Here is a 23,096-nt window from a genome sequence, read left to right as displayed (position 1 = left end):
ATGAAATAAAAAAAATCATCAATATGACAATTTGAAAACTAATTTTGTGTAAGATTATGATTTTGCTTTAAATTTTTTAAACGTTAAAATATAATACCGTTGATTGTTGGTTTGGTGTTAAACCTTTGTGTTGGTATTTTCATTTTCAGAGCTTTAAATAATTTTGAATATTAGTGAAACCCAAACCATGATAATGAATTAAGGCTTCTTTAAGACTGGATTGTAATTTACTAATCTTATTTAACTTTTGATAACTAGTATCAGGGTTTGTACTAGTTTTGGTGGAATATAGAGTAGAATTTGTTTGTTTTGCTACTAATAAATATAGTGGTTGCATATCAGAAATAATTATTGATTTTTCTTTAATTAGTTGCTTATTCATATTTTCAATAATCCATTGTTTTTGTAATCTTTTGGTATTGGTGGATTGAACAAAAATATTATTATTGCTATCAACTGCCATTTGAATACAGCATTTGGTATCAGTTGAAAATGGATCGAGATGAGTTTTTCGTTTATCAAATTTATCTTTAAAATTGCCTTTATGAATTTCTTTAATAAATGTTTCATCCATTTGGATTTGACCATTTAATTTTTTAAATTTTAACTGTGTATTTTCTAATTGTTTTGATTGCATTAATTTTTGTCGATTATATCAAGCGGTTTTTGGGGTTGTTTTAATAAAACGAGAAATTATTTTACTAGATTGTCCTAACAATGAAATTTGAATTAATAAATTTCACTGTTCATAATTTAAATGACTTCAATAAGTAAAATGATGACGAAATGCATCAAAACTAGCACGACATTTTTTACATAAATATTTTTGTTTTCCTTCGGAATTATGACCATTTTTAACACAATGAAAAGATTTGCAATTAGGACATATAATGCCTTTATCTCTAAATTTTTGATCAATTTCATTTAAACGTTTTTGTTTTTTAATTAAGTCTGCTTGTTGTTTTATTTTTTCATAAAATTCTAAAAATTGATCATCTGTTAAGCTATTTATTAATTCTGTAATTATTTTTTTCATCATTTATTTACCTCTATATATTAAAAATATACCTAATTTTAGGTATATTTTATAAATATCAAGAGTTTTCGACAAAATTAAAGTTCTTTTTTGCTTAAATATATTGATGTTATTGTACAAGAAAATATCCGAATTCAGCAAGGTGGTAATCCAAACTATGATGACCCAAATTTGGGTAGTGAAAGAATAATTTTTGATTTTGAAATTATTAATAATATGGAAAAATTAGATTGAAAACCTGATGTTATTTTAACTAGAAAATCAATTTATCGGATGATTTTAACAATTGATGAAAATAAAAATATTATTGCTGGTAGTTTAGAATTAACACATTTTAAACAATATTGGGATGGTAATAATGCAAATAGTTATTGGTATACTGATGATTTAGGTTTTTTATTTTCTTTCATAAAAGAAAAAGAAGATACTTTTAATTTTAGTGCTGAAACTTATAATTATTATCAAGGTAATTCTCCTAATATTGGTAAAATGGTTTTTGAACAGATGAAAGGTCAAATTGATATTAATAAATTTTTAAAAGCCTTTTTTACCCATGCTTTGGTACCTGTATTTCAAAATCGCAGTAATTTTATTGAAAGTGGTTATATTGATAATTTACAGTATGATACTGTTTTAATTAATTTTTTTGGTTTAAAATTGATTAATTTTAGAGATGTTTTAATTGATGAAACTAATACTAATAAAAATCAATTTGAAAAACTATTAAATAGTATGTTTACGGTTTCCCAAAATTTTTATAAAGATTATTTACGTACCATTTTTGATTTAGAAAATGATACTTATGTACAAGGATATAATAAAAAATATGGTTTATTAGCAAATAATGGTTTTAAAATTTATCCTCGTTATTTTTATTTTTCTGATAAATACAATCAATTAGACATTAAATTGTATTCAGCATTTAAAAATCGTTTTTATAATACTAATTATGGTAATGTATTTAATTATGATTTTTCAGTTGCAAATAATTATAATATTAATCAAAATGAAGGTTATATTTTTGAAGGTGCTTTAAAAGATAAATACGGTTTAAAATACAAAAAAATTGAAGAACAAAAAATCGGTTATAATGTTTTTGAATTACAAGCCCAAAAAGAAAATGATATGTACCGTTATTATGATTTTAATTTTGGAATTTATAACTGACAAGAAATAAATAATGGCGGGTTGTTTCCTGATGGACAATGATGACAAGCCCAATATGAAAGTTGTAGTTGATATAATTTAGCGTGTCATATAAAAAATGCTGCAATTTGAATTGTAAATAATATTCCCGGTGTTAAACAAGTAAACGAATTAGCAAGCGGTGTTGGTAAAATATTTCAAACAATATATAGTTTTTTTAGTCAAACATTTGAGGTATGAAAATTTAGTCCAGCATTATATAATACAATAACAAATATATTCCTATTAATTATCTTTATGAAGTTTGTTCGATTAATTTAAAAAAGGACTTGTTAGTCCTTTTATTCTTTTCAATCAATTATTAGTCCTGTGTCTTTATTAATTTCTGGTATTTGTGGTTCATTGTTTTTATTTCAACGATATACTAAATTATAGTTTCAAATAAAATCTGAATCATTTTTTAAGTGTTGTCATCAAGTGTTTTGATTATTAATAAAATTATTATCAAAATAAAATTTTGTCGTTATATAATTATTTTCATATTTATTTATATAAAAATATCATTTATTAGTAGCAGTTAAAAATTCTTTATTAGGCGCCTGTGTTCTAGGAATATTAGTTCATTTGCTATTTTCTGGTAGTTGTTGTGGTTATGGTGTAGGTTTATTACCCCCCCCCCCGTTTTCATTATTATTTGGTTTTTCACAACTAATTAATGTTGTTGTACTTGTTGCTGTTAATCCGATTACTCCTAAAATACTTAGTAACTTTTTCATATTTTACTTCTCCTTTATTAAAATTACTTGAATGCTATAATTGATTTTATCATATATCAATAATGTATTAAATAATTTTAATATTAAATTTATAAATTAATGAAAGGTATATAAATGTTATGTATAGTCATTTAAGTTTTATCGATAAGGTTAAATTGGAAAAATTATTATTATCAAAATTATTTTTAAAAAAGAATGGTGAAATAAATATTTCACAAATTGCTAAATGTTTGAACAGAAATCGTAGTACTATTTTGCGAGAAATTAAGCGTTTTAAAACTATTGATGAATATAGTGCTTATAAGTCAGATAAAATGTATTATGAGAAAAGAAAAAAGAATAATAAAAGATATAAGTTTACAGAAGAACAATTAAATTTTATTAATATAAGATTTAATGTTTATCGTGATTCTCCATCACAACTTATTCATCGTTATTTTCTAAAGTTTGGTATTAAATTTCCTGTTTGTGTTAAAACATTGTATAAATGAATTCGTTTGGGTTTTTATGTTTTTTTAAAACAGAATTTACGTCATCGTGGTAAAAAATATAAAACAAAAGGAAAATTTGATAATCGTGGTAAATTAATTAATTTTAAATCAATATGAGATATTGAGAATAAAGAGACTGATGTTGGTTGATTTGAAATGGATACCATAGTTGGAAAAGAGCATCAATCTAGTAATTTGGTTTTAGTTGAACAAAATAGTAAAAGTTATTTTGTTATGAAATTAAAAAATCATACTGCTAATGAAGTTGTGGAAAAGTTTAAAGATATTGTTATAAGTAATAATTTATTTGGGAAAATTAAAGGAATAATAACTGATAGAGGAAAAGAATTTAGTAAATGAAGAGAATTAGAAATATTTGCTGAAACACAAGTTTATTTTTGTGACCCTGGTAAACCACAACAAAAACCATTAATTGAATATATGAATTCTGAACTTAGACAATGATTTCCTAAGGGAACTGATTTTAATAATGTTAGTCAACAAAAAATAAATTGAGTAGTTAATGTTATAAATGATAAATTAAGGCCTGTTCTTAATTGAAAAACAGCAAAAGAGGTATTTTCAGATAATTTTAAATAGGTTTATTTGAAGTAATTTAATAAATTATTTTTTAGTGTGCTTAATTTTCCTTAAAATAAAATAAAAACTATAAATATTTTGATTTTTAAAAATTTATAATTGATTTTTTATGATTTTTATTGTATTATTTGACTAATAAGATTTGTTGCACTTCATTTTACATAATTCCTTTTTTTAGCAGATAATCCAAGAATACCAAGACTACCAATTCCACCAGCACCAGCTAATACAAGTAAAGCAATCATTAATGTTTCATTCATTTTATTTAATTCCTTTCTTATCCTTACTCAAACAGTGGCCATCCATTTTTTCAGAACAAAATAATTTATAAATTAAACTATATAACCACCCAAAAATATCAACCACCCCTAATATAGTCTATTTTATTCCTTACTATTTAATATTTCTTTTGCTGTTTCTATTACTGTTTTTTGTTCTTTTTCTTCTGATTTATTTTGCTTATTTTTTAACTCTTCTTGTTGTTTTTTAATAAATTCACTTTGCATATTTTTAAATATTTCTTCTGTTATACCATCTAAATTATTTCATTGTTTTGCTATTCGTGGTTGAATAACACTAGAATTAATCCGACAATCTAAACAATGTCTTAAATGGTCTTTTTTTCATTTTGATTTATCAATTCAAATAATAATTAAAGAAATTATTAAAGTAATTAAAGGTAAAATTGTAAATACTAATCCCAGTTTAGAAACTTTTAATCGTGGAATATCAATTTTCATATCTACTTTTGGTTTACTACTAGCAACAAATATACCTTGAATTCCATGTGTAAATAAGGGTGTTAATAATATTGAAATTCCATTACCTCAATATTGACCATAATTATATCAATTAATATTATCTTTTATTGCATTAATCATACCATATTCTAATCAACAATTTAATGCTAAAAATATCAATGTATAAAAACTAACTACTCAACTACGAATTTTATATTTTCTTTCTCATTCTCTAATATCTTTATGAGTTCAATTATAAGTTGGAATAGGATCTTTTTTAAATCAATTTCAAGGTAAAGCACCCTTTAATAAAGTTGTTTTATCTTGTCTCATAATTAATTCACCAATTTTCTTTCAATATATATACTATTTAATTCAACTGCTCCTGCATTATTTGCTAATTGAACTTTTCCACTTAAATCAATCACTGCAGTTATTCCTTGGTCTATAATGAAATATCCCGCAGCACAATTAACAGTATAATTAATATTTGTTTTTATATAACAAGATGGATATAAATTGGGTGCTACTCATAATTGATATATATATTTTGATTTATCAAAATTTTTAATTTGATATTCAGTTGCTGGTTTAAAATCACTAGTATCAACAAATTCTCAATCATTACCAACACTAATAGAAATATCACCATTACCTAATAATGAATTACCATTAATAGTTTTAATATTTTCACCACTTATTAATTTATCTTGTTTAAGAATAATATCTTGTGATGTTTTTACAATATACTGACCATTTTCTTTAACAATATAATTTTTATTTAAATCACTATCTTTAATAACATCAGATGGAACATCACCACCTTGTTTTGCTTTTCAAACATTATTTTCATAATAAATTGTATCATTGTCAAATGGAACTATTAATTTAATATAATCGTTATAATCAATTTTAGAAAAGTCATTAATAATTGGATAAGTAATATTTATTGAATTATCAGTTTGTAATCGTTCTTTTAATCAAAATAATAATGTTGGATAAAAAGTTTTTTTACTAATATGTTTATATTCTTCTTCTCATGGATGAGCATAATTATCTAAACTATAATTATAAGGTCTAGGTACTGTTTTACTAGATATAATATCAATTATTTCACCTGCTAATTTTAAAGCATTTTTAACATCACGAGTAATATTTTCATTTGCTTCTGGGTCATTAGTTTGTGAATATGCTACACCACCTTGTGAAAATGAAGCACTACCAGTTAAATCATTAACTCCTTTTGGTAAATATCAATTTATAACTGCTAATAAACAAGCAGATTGAATATAACTTAATCATTTATCATATTCAATTAAACCAGTATTATCTTTTTTTACTCAGGGAAATAAATCTTTTTTATTTATTTTATCGGAAATTGTTCCACCTGATAATCTATCCATTCATAAACTAGTTTTTAAAATAGCATTATAAATTAAATTATCATTATAAGCAGATTGTTTTCTATCATTAATAGGTTGTCAAAGTTTACTTGCTTTAACATCTTCAACTGTTATAAATAACAAATTACTTAAATTATTTTCCATATAAAACACCCCTTAATTGATTACGATATTTATTTTTTAAATTATTTGGTTTATAACTATTAACCTTTCTTTTGGTTTTATTAATTGCTTTAATAGATTTATTAACCTGATAAAATTTATTTTTAACTGGTGTTTTATATAAATTCTTAATATTTTTAACATCAGCAATTCGCTCTTTATATCATTTTTTATTATTAATTTCACCAGCAAAATTAAAATTAAAATGTCCAATCTTTAAATTATTAATAAACTTTTTAATTTGTTGTAATTTTTGAACTGTTGGTAATGTTAATTTAGTAGTTCCTTTGGGATATTTTTCTTTTAATGTTTGTGGTAATCGTTTTTTAATATAATTTCTTAAATGACTAGGTAATCATTTTCTTAATCAATAACGCCAAAATAAAGTCCCAGCATTAGATACAGCATTACTTAATAATTTTCAAATTTCAACTGGAACACCAGGATAAACATATGGACCATAAAATTTTGGATGTTTTGCTGTTTTTGTATATATTAAAATAGTTAAATTACCTGTTAAAGTTAACTTATTTGTAATATTAAACATACCACTATCAAGTCAACTACTATTTAAAGGCTTTCAATTAGTATTTAGATAATTTTCATTTTTAAATTGTTCTCTATTTTGAATATTATTATCTTTTTCTAATTGACTTAATATTTGTTGTATTTCTTTTTTATGACCTTTTTTAATTAAATCTAAATAAGTAAAGGGATTTAATCATTGATAAATATCTTCAACTTTACTTGTAATTTTATTATATTTATCAGTAATATAATTAATTGGTTTTAATATTTTATTTTGAACTTGATTAACTCTATTAATTAAATTTACAAATTTACTTATTAAAGGTTTATTTTCTAAATTAGATACTAATAAAGTTAAAACGCGTAATATTAGTAAATTCATTGTTTATTAAGAATTTTTAATTACAACATCAATGGGGTTTGTTTGACCAGTAGCATTGTTTTTACCTTCAATTTGAACTTCAACAGTTTTGTCATTTGTAATATTAATTGGTCAGTCTTCACCTTTACTTTCAATAAAGTAATCATAATCATTTTCTGTTAAAAAATTATTTACCGCTTTTACTGATTTTAAAACAACATCTTTAAATTGTGGTTTTAATTGTTCTGCTGTTGTTTGTGTTGGGTCTGTAACGTGAATAGTTGGTTTATTTAATTTATTAATTCCACTAATATCAATTTTATTTGATGATGGAATTACATAATCAACAGGAACTCTAAATGTTTTATTAAGATTACTTTTAGCAGTATTAATTTCATCTTGGGTTGGCGCTTTTTCTAAAATAATTTTACATGTTTTTGGATATAAAATTGTTGGTGTTGCATATTGTACTTTACCAATTCATTTAGGGTTAGCCGTATCATTATCTAAAACTTGTTGAATAGTATCCATATTAATTGGATAAGCTCATACTTGTTTATTAATAATTAAACCATTTACATTAGTAAAATTATAACCTTTATCACGGTCAACTTGTCCTTTTGTATATGTTTTTTCTAAATGAAAACTTTTAGATACAGGAATACCCATTGCTGTATTTTCATATAATTCACCATTAACCATTGCTTTTAATTGGGCTTGTGAACCAATTACTTTTAAATACGCAGGTGTTAATCCTAAATAGGCTCTACGACCTAAAACCATAAACATTTTATCAGTTGGCAATCCAAAATATAAATTACTAATTTGATTTGTTAATTCAATCAAAGTTTCATTTAATGTAAAGAATGCCTTATTTGCATCATCAGCATTTTCTGCTGTATAACTACGAAATGGAATTACTTCATATTGACCATCTGCTAAACAATAATCATAAATAGCCTGAATTAATTCACATTCTAAATTAACAAATTTATTCTGTACAACACTAGAAATAGCATCAGCAATAACACCATTTTTAATATTTTGTTCTATTAATGCCAAGTCAAAAGCCTCATTCATTAATTTTAAATTAAATCTCTTATCAATCGGAACTGGAATTCTTGTTAATCCCATTGTTTGAGTTGCTCCACCATTTGGTAATGAATAATCATTTTGTCATACCACACGATGAGTTAAATTATATAATGCTTGTCCCGCATTAGGTAATCAAGCAACTTGTTCAGCAGTTGCTGTTGCATATTGCATAATACTTGCATATTCATTATATAAATGTCCACGCAATAAAGCATTAACCATATCAACATACGCTTTTTGGTCTGTTGTATTACCTTCCAATGTAAAAGGTACTTGTGGCAAATTAATTGTTGCCATAATTTCACTCCCTTATTATTTAAGGTTTTTAAGTGTATAATCAGTTAATTTTTTAATTTCCTCAGGAGTATGTATATGCTCCTTTTTCTTTAATAGTTTCAATTTCATCATTTTTATTTTCAACCGAATTTTCAATCATATCTTTAATAAAATTAGTTGGTGAAATTGATTGTTGTTCTTCAACAAACAAATCAGGTTTTAATTCTTTTAAAGTTTGCATTCTTTCACTTAAAGAATTACCACTAACTTTATCTAAATTAGTTTTAATATCTTCAATTTTAGTTGATGGAATATCTTTAAATGCTTTTAATTCATCTAATTCATTAGATAATTTAATAAAGTCTTCTTTTGATATAACATCTTCGCGTTTTTGCACACTTTCTCTAATTTGCTTTGCTTCATTATTAAACTGATTTAAGATATTTTCAGCAATCTCTTCACTTAAACCTTGTTCTATTAATTGTTCTTTTGTAAGTGCCATTTTTATAAACCTCTTTTTTTTATTCTTGTCCGATTAACAAGTCAGCATAAACTCTTTTTTATGGAAAAAGATTAAACCTATAACTTGATTATAGACTATTATTTTGACAATACAATACTTTTTTATACAAAAATAATATTAATATAATTTATTACTAATTTATGCCTTAAAACGCGTAATAAAGGTATTTACAAACAATTATATTTATATATAATTAAATTATAAAAATAAGTTATGTTTCTAGTTGTAAGACAAGACTATACGGTGTTCTATTGCTTTTAATCGTAAACCAAAAGGGATTTTACTTATTTAAACCTTTAAATTAACTATTGAATGAAAACTAGATATAATAGTTATTAAGCAATATAAAAAAGAGATTTAATAATCTCTTTTTTATTTTTTATTATATAATTTAATTAATAAAAAGAGGGAGATATACATATGAAAAGATTATTAAGTATTATTGGTGCAATTACATTAGTAGGAACAAGTACAACAAGTTTAGTTGCTTGTAATACACCACATGAATATACACCTGAAGAATTAGCAAAACTAAAAGAAGAAAACAAAATAAATACAACTGATGAAACTATTAGAGATAACTTAGAATGAATAGCACCCCAAGAAAAACCTTTTGATGATAAAAACAATAAGTGATATTATATCGTATGAAAAAAACAAAATTGAGTAATAACTAAAACTTTTAAAGATTATTCAATAGAAGCAGGAAAAGAATATAATATTTATAAAGATGATAATTACGAATTAAAGTTTTTTAAATATCCAGAAAATAATGCTTCATTATATTATTACAACAATGATGTTTTTAGAGAATGGGGACAAAATGATTATAAAAATTATATTAAATCAGTTTATCGTTGAAATTTAAACACAACCGAGCCAAATTTAATAGTTGATGATAAAGGTAATATCAAACAAAGTTAATGGAGAATAAAAAAATAATGTCTAATTTTTAAACATTATTTTTTTAACTTTTATATTAAATTCTTTTTTAATAAGTTTTTTTGCTGAACCATTAAAAGAAATTCTTTTTTTATTATTGTCTCATCAATATCCTGTCATTTGTGCTTTATTAATATGATTAATTTGGTCTCAACATATATAACATTTTTCACAATTTAATGTAATTTCTGTCCTATTTTTTGCAACTACTGTTGATTTAGGAGGCGTTGAGGTTGTCGGAACTATAAAATATGAATATAACGTACTACTTAAAATAATTGCTGGTCTAGTTTTAATAAATTTATTATTAAATGTTCTTTTTTTATATCAATTCCATTTTTTAAAAATAAACTTTTATTTTTTCTTACAAAAAAATGATTATGAAAAGCATTATAATGTATTTTATGATATTTTATAACACTAAATAAACTAATTGAATTTATCATCATTAACATTAATCTTCCTATTTTATTTATAAAATTTTAATATATAAAAAACAAGCCCTCTCAAAGGAGGGTATGGCCGAAAGATAAATCAGTGGCCTGAAAATAGGGAGTAAATATTTCCTCATTAATATTTTACAAAAATTAAATTATTTATCAAGGGTTATAATATTGAATTTATTTAATATTATAATAAATTTTTTTTATTTTGTAAATAGGTAAATTTTTATCTTGGTTTAATTGTGATTTTAATAGGGTTATCACTTTTATTTATCATATTCAATACGCCCAAAGCATTTAAATCTATTGTTATATTTTTATCATTACCAAAATAATTAAAACCAGTTCCCAATAATAATTGAGCAAATAATGTTTTTGTAAATCTAATTTTTAATTTTAAATCATTTGTATAATATGCTTGTAAATATGTTTCTGTAATTTTTCCATTATCATTATTAGATAATTTTGTTATTTGAAGCAAAAAATTAATATTTCAATGATTTTGTTCAGATAAATATTTATTTGTATAATCCCCACTAGGTAAACCATTAGTAGAAGCAGTAGCAAATGTCTGAACATCATTTACTTTTATATTATCTGTATATAAATTTATTGTATTTTCAAAATTAACATTATCTTTTTGTTCTAAACCTGATTTTTGTAAAGTTATATTAGATAATAAACCACCACTAAAATTGCAACTATTAGCCCCACCTAAAAGATTAATATTTCTATCATAAATAAATCGCTCTATATCAGGTCTAAAACATCTAACTTGTAAATTATTAAGATTACTTATTTCTATTGTTTTATAAGAATTAATAAATTTATCTATACTTTGAATTGTTGGGTCAATTTGTCTTAAATCAATTTCAGTTTCACAATAACCTTCATTAAATTCATCAGAAAATAAATTAGCATAACTTTGAGAATTTATTGTTTTCTTACATTGTGCTGGTGCTGTAATTTTAGTTTTTAATGCTTGTCCTGTTTTAGCATCTCAAATATCTTTGGTATAAGGTTCATAGTTATATGGTACTGGTGGTAATACATATTGTGGGTAATTAAATGTTGGTATTTCATAGTCGTGTGGTAATAAGAAACTATTTTTATAATTAGTTGTCATATCTCGTAAATAATTATTTAGTGTACTTTTTGTTTTACCTCTGAAACTTCATACTGATAATCTTAAATAATCTTCTTCATTATTTGTATATGGGTTATCTGCATAAAAGATAATTTCAAAATTACCTTTATATAATGCTTGAATTGAAAACATATCAATAATATAACTACAATTTGTTCCATCTGGTGTTTGTAAGAATTCTAAATCATTATCTTTTTCACTATCACTAACTGGTGTTTGAGCATCTATTGCTTTGGTTTTTTCATTAATTAAATAAACTCGATTAGTTTTAGGATTTAATTGTTTTAAATTATAAGTTGAATAAACTAATTCTTCGGTTGGTTTACCATCATTAGTTAAAACAGTCCCTTTAAATTTATCAGTTAATAAAGTAGTAAAACCTAAACTAGTAGCATTTGCACCAAATATAGCACTAACTTTGTCGTTTCCTTGTTCTCTAAATATTTCAAATGGTAAATAACCTTTTCCTTTTGATTTTTCAGACCAAAAAGCATCATTATAAAAACTATAAACATTAGAACTCATAAAACCATTAAGAAATTGAAAATTAGGTCAAGTTTTTTTATCTTGATTAATAACTCATCCTCATGGAATACCAAATGAAATAAAATTTGAGAATTTACCAACTCCGCATGAGATAGTAAAAAGATTAAATACTAACTTTTGCGTATAGTTTAAAGGTAATACGGTAATTTGGCGATTAATAAAATTATTCATATTTAAAATATCTCAAACATTATATGAACTCATTTTATTATATTCAAATTGAACTTGACCAACTGTATTACCAAATTCATCTTTTCTTCTAAAATAAGATGAAGCTTGTGTACTAATAATATTATCAACATTACCACTATTTACTTTTACTTTATTTGGTGGTGTTATTTTTCAACTTTTAGATCAATAAAATTCAGAATTATTATCTTATCAATATATCTTGCAAAGATTGACCCACTAGTATTGCCTGGTAAACCTCAACTCCATACTATTGCTCTTTCAATATCTAATTGCTCTAATCTTAATTGTTCATTAACTTTATCTTGTGGTAATTCATAATTAAGTCTTCAACTAGAATAATGAATAATAATCTTCATATTTCATTTTTCGATATAATTAATTTTTTCATATTTACTACGCATTATTTCTTCATTAAAAGGTAATAATTCATTACAATAACCAACAATATATCTTTTTAAACTTTCAGGATTACATGTATTAATTGTTATTTTATTTTGATAACCACGAATAGCAAATTCTAAATCACTTAAATCTTTTTGTTGAAATTGATCACATTCTTCTCTTCAATCAATAACTAATTTATATTTATTTAAATCAGCAAAAGCTTTTAATTTTTCTTTTCGACTTGGTGAATGTAAACCTTTACAATATATTTTGCTACCATTCGATAAAGTAAAAGTAAAATTAGATAAATTAATAGTATAAGAAATATTATTTTCATCTAACATATTTCAGATATTTTGAAATACACTATCTTTTAAATCTTTACTTCAATACATACTAGCAATAATACAAATTGGTTCTTTAATTAATAAACTAATTTTTAATAATTCACCAAACATTTTAATATTTGAAATAGTTTTACCACTATATCGTGTTCCAATTTGATTAATTTCATTAACTAATTCATATTTTTTAGCAAAGGGATATTTATTACCAATACTACTATTTTGTAATAATCAATAAGGGGTTTCTAACAAATAAGTAAAATGATTAAGCATTATTATCACTTTCTTTTTTAATATCTCTAATATCAGTTTGTAAATTAAAAATTATTGGTTGTTGATTATTTAAGTTTAATTCTTTTTCAAGTTCTTTTTCTTGTAGTGAATATTTATAATTAAAGGCTCGTTGTCAATATAATTTAGCACCATCAGGTGTTTTCATCATAAAATTAATTATTTCACTTTCAATTCTATCAACTTGTTTTTCAAGCAAAGGAACTATCTTTTCGCTCCGATAAATTTCTTGTCTTCAATGACGAGAAAGGTTGAATTCATTGGTTAAATCATTCAAAGTATATGGTTTATTAGGTGATTTATTTTCTCAAAATTGCTCTATTTTACGATAAAAAGTCGCCAAACTTGCTGTTTTTGGATTAAATTCTTTCATTTTTACTCCTTTTATATGGTTAAATATAAGTAGAGAAAAACATGTACAGAAGAACTTGACACGGTTCTTTTTTTTATTATCTATATTTTACATCAAAATAAAAAAAAGTAAATTACTTTACTTTCAGTTAATTAATTTATTAAATACATTCAAATTGTAACATACTAAATAAAAATTACTATCCTTTTTTTGCATTTTTATTATTTTTGTGATAAAGTCGTAAACTAAGAAAGATGGTAAGAAAATGATAAATGTTGATAATAATTTTTTTAAGAATTTTATTAATTTATTATATATACAGAGTATTGAAATTATTCAACAAAGTTTAGAAGATTATGATAAATGAATTTTTAAAAATTATAAAATTGATGAAACTTTAAAAGAATTTAAAAATTATAAAGTAAAAGATAAAATTGAAAGAACATTAGTAATTTTAAATGGAAAAATAACTTTTAAGAGAAGAAGATATTATAAAATTAATTCAGAAACAGGTAAAGAAGAATATATTTTTCCTTTGGATAAAATTTTAGGAATTTAAAAATGACAAAGAATAGATAATTCTGTTAAAGAAAAAATATTATTATTTATTACTGAGAACAAAAGATATAAAGATATTTTAGATACTATGGAACATGTAAAAATTAGTTTAATGACAGTATCTAATATTATGAAAAATGCAAAAACTGACGAAGAATATTACTTTAATAAAAGTAATAAAAAAATAGATATTCCACACACTTTATATATTCAAATGGATGGTACTTATTTGAAAATGTTAGATTCAACAAAGCAAGGAAGAAAAAAGATAAAAAAACATACGATAGCATGTACTGTACATACTGGGTATGATGAAGAAAAATATACTGTAAAAAGACCTGTAATCGCAAATAAATTAGGTGTTTTTGAAATGGATAATATTCCAGATTATCTTAAAAAATAAGCAAATTTAAAACCAGTTCTTATAAAATTATTTTCTTTAATTGAAACTCATTTAAATATGATACCTAATATTGAAATTATGATTTTAGGTGATGGTGCTCCTTTAATTAAAAATACTAAAATTTTTATGCATCAATATTTTCCTAAAAATAAAATTCACTATACAATAGATAAATTTCATCTTACAAGTAGATTTAAAAAATTATATCCATATCAAAATAAAAATAAGGAAAATAGAGAAACATATCATAAAGCAGTGGATTATTTTTTTAATGCTAAATATGAAGAATTATTACAGTGTTTAGAAGATAGTAAATCTTTTATAAGCGATGCTAAATTAGATTTTTTAAATAAAACTATTAGATTAATTAAAAATAATAAAGAAGGCATTAGAAATCAAACATTATGAAATAATGTTGGTTGTCATATGGAAGGTGACATTTCTCATTATTGAAAAGGTACTATGATTAAAAAAGCCATTTATAGTGAAAAAATTATTAGAAATAGATTAAATGCTAGTATGATGGGGTTAAAAAATAAAATTAATTTATTTAATAGTAATAAATCATTAGAAGAAAATAAATTTAATTATTCAGTTAATAATTTTGTAAATTATTATTTACAAAAAAATTTATATTTTTATTAGTTTTATCCTTTAATTTTGTCGAAAACTCTTGATATTTATAAAATATACCTAAAATTAGGTATATTTTTAATATATAGAGGTAAATAAATGATGAAAAAAATAATTACAGAATTAATAAATAGCTTAACAGATGATCAATTTTTAGAATTTTATGAAAAAATAAAACAACAAGCAGACTTAATTAAAAAACAAAAACGTTTAAATGAAATTGATCAAAAATTTAGAGATAAAGGCATTATATGTCCTAATTGCAAATCTTTTCATTGTGTTAAAAATGGTCATAATTCCGAAGGAAAACAAAAATATTTATGTAAAAAATGTCGTGCTAGTTTTGATGCATTTCGTCATCATTTTACTTATTGAAGTCATTTAAATTATGAACAGTGAAATTTATTAATTCAAATTTCATTGTTAGGACAATCTAGTAAAATAATTTCTCGTTTTATTAAAACAACCCCAAAAACCGCTTGATATAATCGACAAAAATTAATGCAATCAAAACAATTAGAAAATACACAGTTAAAATTTAAAAAATTAAATGGTCAAATCCAAATGGATGAAACATTTATTAAAGAAATTCATAAAGGCAATTTTAAAGATAAATTTGATAAACGAAAAACTCATCTCGATCCATTTTCAACTGATACCAAATGCTGTATTCAAATGGCAGTTGATAGCAATAATAATATTTTTGTTCAATCCACCAATACCAAAAGATTACAAAAACAATGGATTATTGAAAATATGAATAAGCAACTAATTAAAGAAAAATCAATAATTATTTCTGATATGCAACCACTATATTTATTAGTAGCAAAACAAACAAATTCTACTCTATATTCCACCAAAACTAGTACAAACCCTGATACTAGTTATCAAAAGTTAAATAAGATTAGTAAATTACAATCCAGTCTTAAAGAATCCTTAATTCATTATCATGGTTTGGGTTTCACTAATATTCAAAATTATTTAAAGCTCTGAAAATGAAAATACCAACACAAAGGTTTAACACCAAACCAACAATCAACGGTATTATATTTTAACGTTTAAAAAATTTAAAGCAAAATCATAATCTTACACAAAATTAGTTTTCAAATTGTCATATTGATGATTTTTTTTATTTCATCAAGAGTTTTCGACAAAATTAAAGGTTTTATCTAAGAAATTAAATAATTTTAATAAAAATGTATTTTTGTCGTGGAAAAATTTAAAAAAATAGAAAAGTGTATTGACAATAAAATTAAAAGTAATACAATGTAAGTAAGTAGGTGGTATATTATTCCACAATTTCTAAGATATTAATTTAAGACCCCAAAATAATTTATACAACCAAAAAAAAACACAGTATTTTTTCAACTGTTCATACTGGTTTTGATGATGAAAAATCAACTGAAAAAAGACCAGTAATTGCAAATAAATTAGGTGTTATAGAATTAGATAATATACCAGAATATATTAAAAAAGATGGTAAATTAACTAATTTTGTTAATAAATTACTTATATTAATTACAAGTTATTATGAAATTAGTGATAATATTGAAATTATGGTGTTAGGTGATGGCGCCCCTTGAATTAAAAATATTGCAAAATTTATTCAAGAATATTTTCCTAAAAATAAGGTGAATTACACAATAGACAAATTTCACCCTACAAAAAGATTTAAAGATTTATTTCCATTTCAACATAAAAATAAATTAAATAAAAAAACATACAATGATGCTATTAGTTATTTTTATGATGGTAAATATGAAGAATTATTAAATTGCTTAGAAAGTGATACATCTTTTATAAGAGAAACAAAAATAAAATTATTAAAAGAGACAATTAGATTAATTAAAAATAATGAAGATGGTGTTAAAAATCAGTCATTATCAAATAATATTGGTTGTCATATTGAGGGTGATATATCACATTACTGTAAAGGTGTTTTTGTTAAAAAAGCAACTTATCATGAAAAAACTATTAAAAATAAATTAAATACTAGTATGAGTAATTTTAAAAATAAAATTAAATTATTTAAAAGTAATGAACCATTAGAAGAAAATAAAATTAATTATTCAGTTAATAATTTTATAAATAATAATTTACAATCAAACTTATATTTTTATTAATTTTATCTAATAAATTAAATAACTTTAATAAAAATATTTTTTTGTTATGAAAAAAATTAAAAAAATACAAAAATGTATTGACAATAAAATTTAAAATAATATACTTTAATTAAGTAAGTGGTATTTTTATTCCACAGTTTCTGAGATATATAAAAACCCTAAAATAATTTATACAACCCGTTTCATAGATTAAGACCAATCAATTTCACTTGGTTTTTTTGGATGGGTATTTTTCTTAATTTGATCAATTAATCCATTACGAACATGAATAACTGTATTTGCAATATCAGCAATATTGGGGTTATGGGTAACAATAATGACTGTTGTTCTATATTTTTTATTAACATCGACTAAAATTTCAAGTACTTTTCGACCCATTTCTTCATCTAAAGCTCCCGTTGGTTCATCACCAAATAGAATGTCAGGATTTTTGGCTAATGCTCTAGCAATTGAAACCCGTTGTTGTTGACCACCTGACATTTGATGAGGATATTTGTTCATTTGTTCTTCCATTCCAATTGTCTCAAAAATATCTTTAATTGTCATATCTTTGTTTTTATTTTTACTTAGGTTTTCACCAACTTCAGCGTTTTCTTTTGCAGTTAAATTAGTTAATAAGTTATATTGTTGAAAAATAAATCCAACATTATCTCTTCTAAATTTGGTTAAATCAACATCTTTTAATAAAGACAAATTATAACCAATAACAAAAACATCACCACTTGAAACTTTATCTAATCCTGAAATAATATTTAGCAAGGTTGTTTTCCCTGATCCAGAAGGACCTAAGATAACAATAAAGTCTCCTTTTTCTAATTTTAAATCAATTCCTTTTAAAACTGGTGTTTCAACTTCTCCTGTAATATATGATTTCTTAACACCTACTAATTCAATAACATATTTACTTGTATCTGGTTTTGTTTTGGTTGTTGAAATTACTTCCCCTTTTAAAATTCGTTTTGAATATAATTTAGTTTGTTTCTTTTGTTCTTTTAGTTTTTGTTTAAATTCTTTAACTGCAGTATAATCGATTTTTTCTTTCTTTTCCTTTGGTTCTTTTACTTTAGACTGCTTTGCTTTAGCTTTTGTTTCTTCTGTACTAGGTGTTTTTCCCATTTCAGCCATTTTGTTTTTTCCTCCCCTGGTAAATATCACATTACATTTTGCAATTAATTTTTATCATAATAATATAATAACAAAATTATTTTAATTTTATCAACTTATTTATATTTATTAAAGTTATTCTTTTAACAATCCTTTTAAGTCAGCGGCTTTAATTGTATATTTTTTACGACAAAAATCACATACAATTTCAACTTCGCTATTTTTTTCTAAAATTTCATTCAATTGTTCATCACCTAATAATTTAGCTGATGCCAAGGCTTTTTCATATGAACAACTACATTCAAATGCCACAGAATCAGTTTCTAATACTTTTGCATTTTCATCAATTAATTTAAAAACATTCGTTAGATCACTTTCAGCAATTAACTTATGACTAATACTTTCTAAATTACCAACTTTTTCTTCTAAATAATCAATATCTTCATCCTTATGTTCTGGTAATAATTGTGCATAAAAACCAATTGCTTTAGCAATTGTATTGTCATCATTCATTTTAATTGAACAAGCAATTACCGATTTAATTTGTTCGCTTTGTGCTAAATAATAAGTAAAATCCAAATTAATTTCACCAGAAATCAATTCAATTTGACCAGAAAAACTATCTTTCATTCCCAAGTCTTTCATTACTCGCAAATAACCATCAGTTCCTACTACCTGTGAAATTACGTTTTTACTACGATCAATTTGTTCAACTTCAAATTGTGGGTTCCCACAAAAAGCACGAACTTTATGGCCAGTATATTCAGCCATCATTGTTCCAATTGGACCATTTCCATTAATAATAGCTGTCATTTTATCAGTTGCATTTTTCATATCGCTACCAATTAAAATTGTTGCCAAAACAACTCTTGACAATGCAATTGTTGCTAATGGATTGGTTTCATGTAATTTGATAATGTTATTTAGCGATTCAGTTGCATCCACAACCGTCATTTTTACATTGTGAGAATTGCTAATCGCCTTAATTACTCTATCTTTATTCATTTTATCAAACTCCTTCATAATTATGTTCACTCTGCAATTATAGTACAACTATTTTTAAAAGTAAAATAAAAAGTAGGGTTTGATTATTCCTACTCTTTATCATCTGAATCATTATTATTTTCTTCTTCAGGATGGTCTTTTTTACGTTCTTTTGGTTTAACTTCTAAAATTTCACCTTTTGCTTCTTTTTCTTTATGTCTAGCTGCTCGTTCTTTTTCACGAACTACTTCATCTGGTACTTTATTGTATTTATTAATATATTCAATTTGCTCAGCAGTAATTGTCTCTAATATTTTTAAACTTTCAGCAATTAAATCTAATAACTCACGATTTTCTGAAATTATCGCTTTGGCTGTAACATAACAGTCATCTAAAATTTTACGAACTTCCGTATCAATTTTAGCAGCAACATCTTCTGAATAACGTTTTGTTGCCCCAGTATATTCGTCTTTTGGTGATTCAAATTGTACTAATCCTAACGAACTCATTCCATATTCAGTAACCATATGACGTGCAATGTTTGTTGCTTTTTCTAAGTCATCATGCGCACCAGTTGTTATTTTAGTTTTTCCAAAAATAATTTCTTCTGACGCACGTCCACCTAAATAACCAGTAATTGTTGCATATAAATTTTCTTTACTATGGAACATTGTTTCTTCTTTTGGTGTCATAATTGTATATCCACCAGCTTGACCACGTGGAATAATTGTTACTTTTTGAACTTTGCTAGCTGCTTCTAATCTTAATCCTATTAAAGCATGTCCAGCTTCATGATATGAAACAATGTCCTTGTCCATAACTGAATATTTACGTGATTCTTTTGCTGGTCCCCCAACAACACGATCAATCGCTTCATCGATAATATTAATTGTAATAATTTTTAAATTCTTACGAACACATAAAATTGCTGCTTCGTTTAACACATTTTCTAATTGTGCCCCTGAGAAACCGGGTGTTCTTTCAGCGATTCGTCTAAAATCAACTTCAGTTGAAACCGCTTTATTACGGGCATGTAATTTTAAGATTGCTTCACGTTCATTAATATCTGGCAATGAGATTTGAATTTGACGGTCAAAACGACCAGGTCTTAATAATGCTGAATCCAAAACATCAACACGGTTAGTTGCTGCCATCACAATAACTCCGGTATTAGTTCCAAATCCATCCATTTCAACTAATAATTGGTTTAATGTTTGTTCATTAGCCCCACTCCCAATTGAAACGGTTCTTTTTCGTCCAACAGCATCAATTTCATCAATAAAGATAATACATGGTGCTGCTTTTTTTGCTGCAATAAACATCTCACGAATTCTTGAAGCACCAATCCCAACAAACATTTCTTCAAATTCAGACCCTGAGATTGAAAAAAATGGTACGCCTGCTTCACCAGCAACAGCTTTTGCTAACAAGGTTTTCCCTGTCCCTGGTGGCCCTTCCATTAATACTCCTTTGGGAGCACGAGCACCCATACTTGAATATTTTTGTGGATTTTTTAAGTAATCAACTAATTCAACTAATTCTGTTTTTTCTTCGTTAATTCCAGCAACATCTGAAAATTTAACTGTTGATTGAATTTGACGAGCTTTATTTTTCCCCATTGAAAATGGATTTGCGCCGCCCATTCCGCCACCCATTTTTGACAACCGCATAATCATAAAGACAGCAACTCCTATTAACAATACCCATAGAATTAACTGAATTAACACCGTTTGTCATACTGGTACAAATTCACGGTCAATTGAAACAAGACCACCTTTTAATTTAGGACCAAAGTTTTGATCTCAAGTGTTTTGATCTTGACCCACTTTATAAGTATAATTGTTAAATCCTTCGCGACTTCATTCTGAACTATAACGAACAGTTTTTGAAACACCATTTTCAACATACTTAATAACCCCAGACATTACAACACTATTACGACCAACTTCCGCCTTAATGGTAATTTCATCAATGTCTTTATCGTTATACCGTTTCGAATTACCAATAGTAGTCATATTACCTTCACTAATTTTTGTTTCATCTGATCCTTTTCATAACAGAATTGTTAAGACAATCAAACCAATAAAAATAAATGCACTTATGATCGAAAATCACATTCTTTTTTTATTCATAATCATTTCCTCTCTATATAAGACTTTGAAACTAATCTTTTTAAGTCATTTAAAATAACGACCCAATTCTAAACTATTTTATCATAAAAAAAAATAAATCGTGTTTTTCCGGTCAAGTATTATTAATAAATTTATTAATCTTTAAATCAACCAAATTGTTAACAAAAACAAGTTGATTTTGAGCATCTAAAATAAAATAACTTTTCCGAGCTATAATTGGAATTTTATTTTTAATAAACCATCGGTTCAAAGATGTTTTTGTAACAATTACTTTTTGTAAAAAAAGAACATCATTTGTAATTGTTAATGGAAATTGGTTTGCCGCTATTTTAAAATTATAACTATTTTTTGTTCCTTGCAAAATTATTTTTTCTTTTCATTTAATTGGAAGATTTGTTATTGCTGTAACTTTAACAGTTGTTGGCTGCAAAACATTATTATTAATAATTTCAACATCATCATATAATTTAACTAAAGAATAATCATTATTAACTTTAATAATAATATTGGGTTTTGTACTTTTTAGTTCTTTAATTATTTCATCTAAAAATTTTCTTTTTTTATTACTAATTAACTGAACAAACTTATTTATTTTAAAATAATTAAAAATAATAATTTTTTGTAACTGTACATTATTGATAGCATTAAAACTAATAACATTAATTTGTCCAAAATTATCAATTAAATAATCTTTTGCTAATAGTTTTAATTCTTTATTCTCATTATTTTTTTGGTTAATTTCTAATAACATATCTTGTAAATTAATTTGTTGAATTTCATTTCGAATAATATTACGGTTATAAATTCCTAAAATATTGGTTGAATCAATTGCATAGTTAATTTGGTTATGAAAAAGATATTCAATAATCTCTTCTCTAGTTATCTTTAACATCATTCGGATTATTTTAAGTTCAGATCCCAATAAGTGCGAATGATAATAACTAATTTGGTTTAAACCATAATATTCAACAATTCCGTTCCGTTGTTTTTGTAAAATGTATGTTTCAATATGATCAGTTAAATTATGCGCAATTAAAACACCATGACAGTGATATTTTTTACTAATCTGTAAAAAGAAATCATAACGAATATCACGCGCAACATTTTGAAAATTATGAGAAATTGTTTGATACTTGTCATAATCTGCTGATGTTACTTTTTTGACATAAATTTTAATATTTTGTTTTTTGCAATATTCAAGAACAATTTGTTCATCATGATCACTATCCGCTCGTTTTTGATAGTTGACTAAACAAACAATAAAATTATTAATATCTAATTCAGGATTATGATAAATGTTATCAAGTAAAAACATACTATCCGGACCACCCGAGACCCCAATAATATATTTTTCATTACGATTTAAAAGTTTGTCATCCAT

Annotated in this window: 22 protein-coding genes and 1 pseudogene; 8 read left to right on the top strand and 15 right to left on the bottom strand. The window is 24.2% G+C overall.

Annotated features, from left to right (window positions below):
* Window positions 1-76: 76 nt before the first annotated feature.
* The gene (locus tag ACOBME_RS05810; RefSeq protein WP_338963247.1) at window positions 77-1,039 is read right to left on the bottom strand and encodes an IS1/IS1595 family N-terminal zinc-binding domain-containing protein; all 963 of its coding nucleotides are present in this window, start codon (window positions 1,037-1,039) and stop codon (window positions 77-79) included.
* Window positions 1,040-1,120: 81 nt separating this feature from the next.
* On the opposite strand from ACOBME_RS05810, the pseudogene ACOBME_RS05805 reads away from it, so the two are divergent.
* Window positions 1,121-2,503: pseudogene (locus tag ACOBME_RS05805) on the top strand (spiroplasma phage ORF1-like family protein); the annotation flags it as partial.
* A gap of 329 nt (window positions 2,504-2,832) precedes the next feature.
* On the opposite strand, the gene ACOBME_RS05800 reads toward ACOBME_RS05805, so the two are convergent.
* Window positions 2,833-2,958, bottom strand: coding sequence for a lipoprotein (locus tag ACOBME_RS05800; protein ID WP_419334628.1), 126 nt, complete (start codon window positions 2,956-2,958; stop codon window positions 2,833-2,835).
* Window positions 2,959-3,077: 119 nt separating this feature from the next.
* Between ACOBME_RS05800 and ACOBME_RS05795 the strand changes: the two genes are divergently transcribed.
* Window positions 3,078-4,049 carry an IS30 family transposase gene (locus ACOBME_RS05795; RefSeq protein WP_338964743.1) on the top strand — a complete coding sequence of 324 codons (972 nt, stop codon included), beginning with the start codon at window positions 3,078-3,080 and terminating at the stop codon, window positions 4,047-4,049.
* 116 nt (window positions 4,050-4,165) lie between these two features.
* Here ACOBME_RS05795 and ACOBME_RS05790 read toward each other — a convergent pair whose 3' ends face one another.
* From ACOBME_RS05790 to ACOBME_RS05765, 6 genes are all read right to left on the bottom strand, one after another.
* Complete coding sequence (locus ACOBME_RS05790) at window positions 4,166-4,309, bottom strand: hypothetical protein (RefSeq protein ID WP_419334625.1); 144 nt, start codon at window positions 4,307-4,309, stop codon at window positions 4,166-4,168.
* A 123-nt stretch (window positions 4,310-4,432) separates the two neighbouring features.
* Complete coding sequence (locus ACOBME_RS05785) at window positions 4,433-5,122, bottom strand: hypothetical protein (protein ID WP_338964740.1); 690 nt, start codon at window positions 5,120-5,122, stop codon at window positions 4,433-4,435.
* Window positions 5,123-5,124: 2 nt separating this feature from the next.
* Window positions 5,125-6,336: a hypothetical protein gene (locus tag ACOBME_RS05780; protein ID WP_338964737.1), complete on the bottom strand. Its 1,212-nt coding sequence runs from the start codon at window positions 6,334-6,336 to the stop codon at window positions 5,125-5,127.
* Complete coding sequence (locus tag ACOBME_RS05775) at window positions 6,326-7,264, bottom strand: hypothetical protein (protein WP_338964734.1); 939 nt, start codon at window positions 7,262-7,264, stop codon at window positions 6,326-6,328. The genes ACOBME_RS05780 and ACOBME_RS05775 overlap by 11 nt, the downstream gene beginning before the upstream one ends.
* 6 nt (window positions 7,265-7,270) lie before the next feature.
* Window positions 7,271-8,635 carry a hypothetical protein gene (locus ACOBME_RS05770; protein ID WP_419334621.1) on the bottom strand — a complete coding sequence of 455 codons (1,365 nt, stop codon included), beginning with the start codon at window positions 8,633-8,635 and terminating at the stop codon, window positions 7,271-7,273.
* A gap of 52 nt (window positions 8,636-8,687) precedes the next feature.
* Entirely contained in the window at window positions 8,688-9,116 is a 429-nt protein-coding gene (locus tag ACOBME_RS05765) for a hypothetical protein (RefSeq protein WP_338964731.1), read from the bottom strand.
* Window positions 9,117-9,557: 441 nt separating this feature from the next.
* Between ACOBME_RS05765 and ACOBME_RS05760 the strand changes: the two genes are divergently transcribed.
* Window positions 9,558-10,061, top strand: coding sequence for a lipoprotein (locus tag ACOBME_RS05760; RefSeq protein WP_338964728.1), 504 nt, complete (start codon window positions 9,558-9,560; stop codon window positions 10,059-10,061).
* Window positions 10,062-10,748: 687 nt separating this feature from the next.
* On the opposite strand, the gene ACOBME_RS05755 is transcribed toward ACOBME_RS05760, so the two are convergent.
* From ACOBME_RS05755 to ACOBME_RS05745, 3 genes are all read right to left on the bottom strand, one after another.
* Window positions 10,749-12,419 (bottom strand): hypothetical protein, encoded by a 1,671-nt coding sequence (locus tag ACOBME_RS05755; protein WP_338964725.1) that lies wholly within the window; start codon window positions 12,417-12,419, stop codon window positions 10,749-10,751.
* Between the two features lie 131 nt (window positions 12,420-12,550).
* Window positions 12,551-13,408 (bottom strand): phage terminase large subunit, encoded by an 858-nt coding sequence (locus ACOBME_RS05750; protein ID WP_419334616.1) that lies wholly within the window; start codon window positions 13,406-13,408, stop codon window positions 12,551-12,553.
* Window positions 13,401-13,799, bottom strand: coding sequence for a hypothetical protein (locus tag ACOBME_RS05745; protein ID WP_338964719.1), 399 nt, complete (start codon window positions 13,797-13,799; stop codon window positions 13,401-13,403). The genes ACOBME_RS05750 and ACOBME_RS05745 overlap by 8 nt, the downstream gene beginning before the upstream one ends.
* A 244-nt stretch (window positions 13,800-14,043) precedes the next feature.
* Here ACOBME_RS05745 and ACOBME_RS05740 point away from each other — a divergent pair, with 244 nt between their 5' ends.
* The 5 genes from ACOBME_RS05740 to ACOBME_RS05720 all read left to right on the top strand — a co-directional run bounded on the left by ACOBME_RS05740 (window position 14,044) and on the right by ACOBME_RS05720 (window position 17,495).
* Window positions 14,044-14,337, top strand: a complete 294-nt coding sequence (locus ACOBME_RS05740; RefSeq protein WP_338964717.1) for a hypothetical protein — start codon at window positions 14,044-14,046, stop codon at window positions 14,335-14,337.
* An 87-nt stretch (window positions 14,338-14,424) separates the two neighbouring features.
* Complete coding sequence (locus ACOBME_RS05735; protein WP_338964716.1) at window positions 14,425-14,739, top strand: hypothetical protein; 315 nt, start codon at window positions 14,425-14,427, stop codon at window positions 14,737-14,739.
* A 78-nt stretch (window positions 14,740-14,817) separates the two neighbouring features.
* Window positions 14,818-15,384, top strand: coding sequence for a hypothetical protein (locus ACOBME_RS05730; RefSeq protein WP_338964714.1), 567 nt, complete (start codon window positions 14,818-14,820; stop codon window positions 15,382-15,384).
* Window positions 15,385-15,471: 87 nt separating this feature from the next.
* Window positions 15,472-16,434: a transposase gene (locus tag ACOBME_RS05725; RefSeq protein WP_419334611.1), complete on the top strand. Its 963-nt coding sequence runs from the start codon at window positions 15,472-15,474 to the stop codon at window positions 16,432-16,434.
* A 569-nt stretch (window positions 16,435-17,003) separates the two neighbouring features.
* Window positions 17,004-17,495, top strand: coding sequence for a hypothetical protein (locus ACOBME_RS05720; protein ID WP_419334608.1), 492 nt, complete (start codon window positions 17,004-17,006; stop codon window positions 17,493-17,495).
* Between the two features lie 189 nt (window positions 17,496-17,684).
* On the opposite strand, the gene ACOBME_RS05715 is transcribed toward ACOBME_RS05720, so the two are convergent.
* The 4 genes from ACOBME_RS05715 to tilS form a co-directional block, all read right to left on the bottom strand.
* Window positions 17,685-18,620 (bottom strand): ABC transporter ATP-binding protein, encoded by a 936-nt coding sequence (locus tag ACOBME_RS05715; RefSeq protein WP_338964711.1) that lies wholly within the window; start codon window positions 18,618-18,620, stop codon window positions 17,685-17,687.
* Window positions 18,621-18,734: 114 nt separating this feature from the next.
* A complete protein-coding gene (locus tag ACOBME_RS05710) occupies window positions 18,735-19,604 on the bottom strand; it encodes an Hsp33 family molecular chaperone HslO (protein ID WP_338964709.1) in 870 nt (289 codons plus the stop codon).
* A gap of 89 nt (window positions 19,605-19,693) precedes the next feature.
* A complete protein-coding gene (gene ftsH, locus ACOBME_RS05705; RefSeq protein ID WP_419334603.1) occupies window positions 19,694-21,715 on the bottom strand; it encodes an ATP-dependent zinc metalloprotease FtsH in 2,022 nt (673 codons plus the stop codon).
* A 73-nt stretch (window positions 21,716-21,788) separates the two neighbouring features.
* Window positions 21,789-23,096 (bottom strand): tRNA lysidine(34) synthetase TilS, encoded by a 1,308-nt coding sequence (gene tilS, locus ACOBME_RS05700; protein WP_338964704.1) that lies wholly within the window; start codon window positions 23,094-23,096, stop codon window positions 21,789-21,791.

It is taken from the genome of Spiroplasma endosymbiont of Sarcophaga variegata (assembly GCF_965178695.1).
GTDB classification, from domain to species: Bacteria; Bacillota_I; Bacilli_A; order Mycoplasmatales; family Mycoplasmataceae; genus Spiroplasma; species Spiroplasma poulsonii.
The sequence above is the reverse complement of the archived record's forward strand: the minus strand, read 5'-3'. Positions and strand labels throughout refer to the sequence as shown.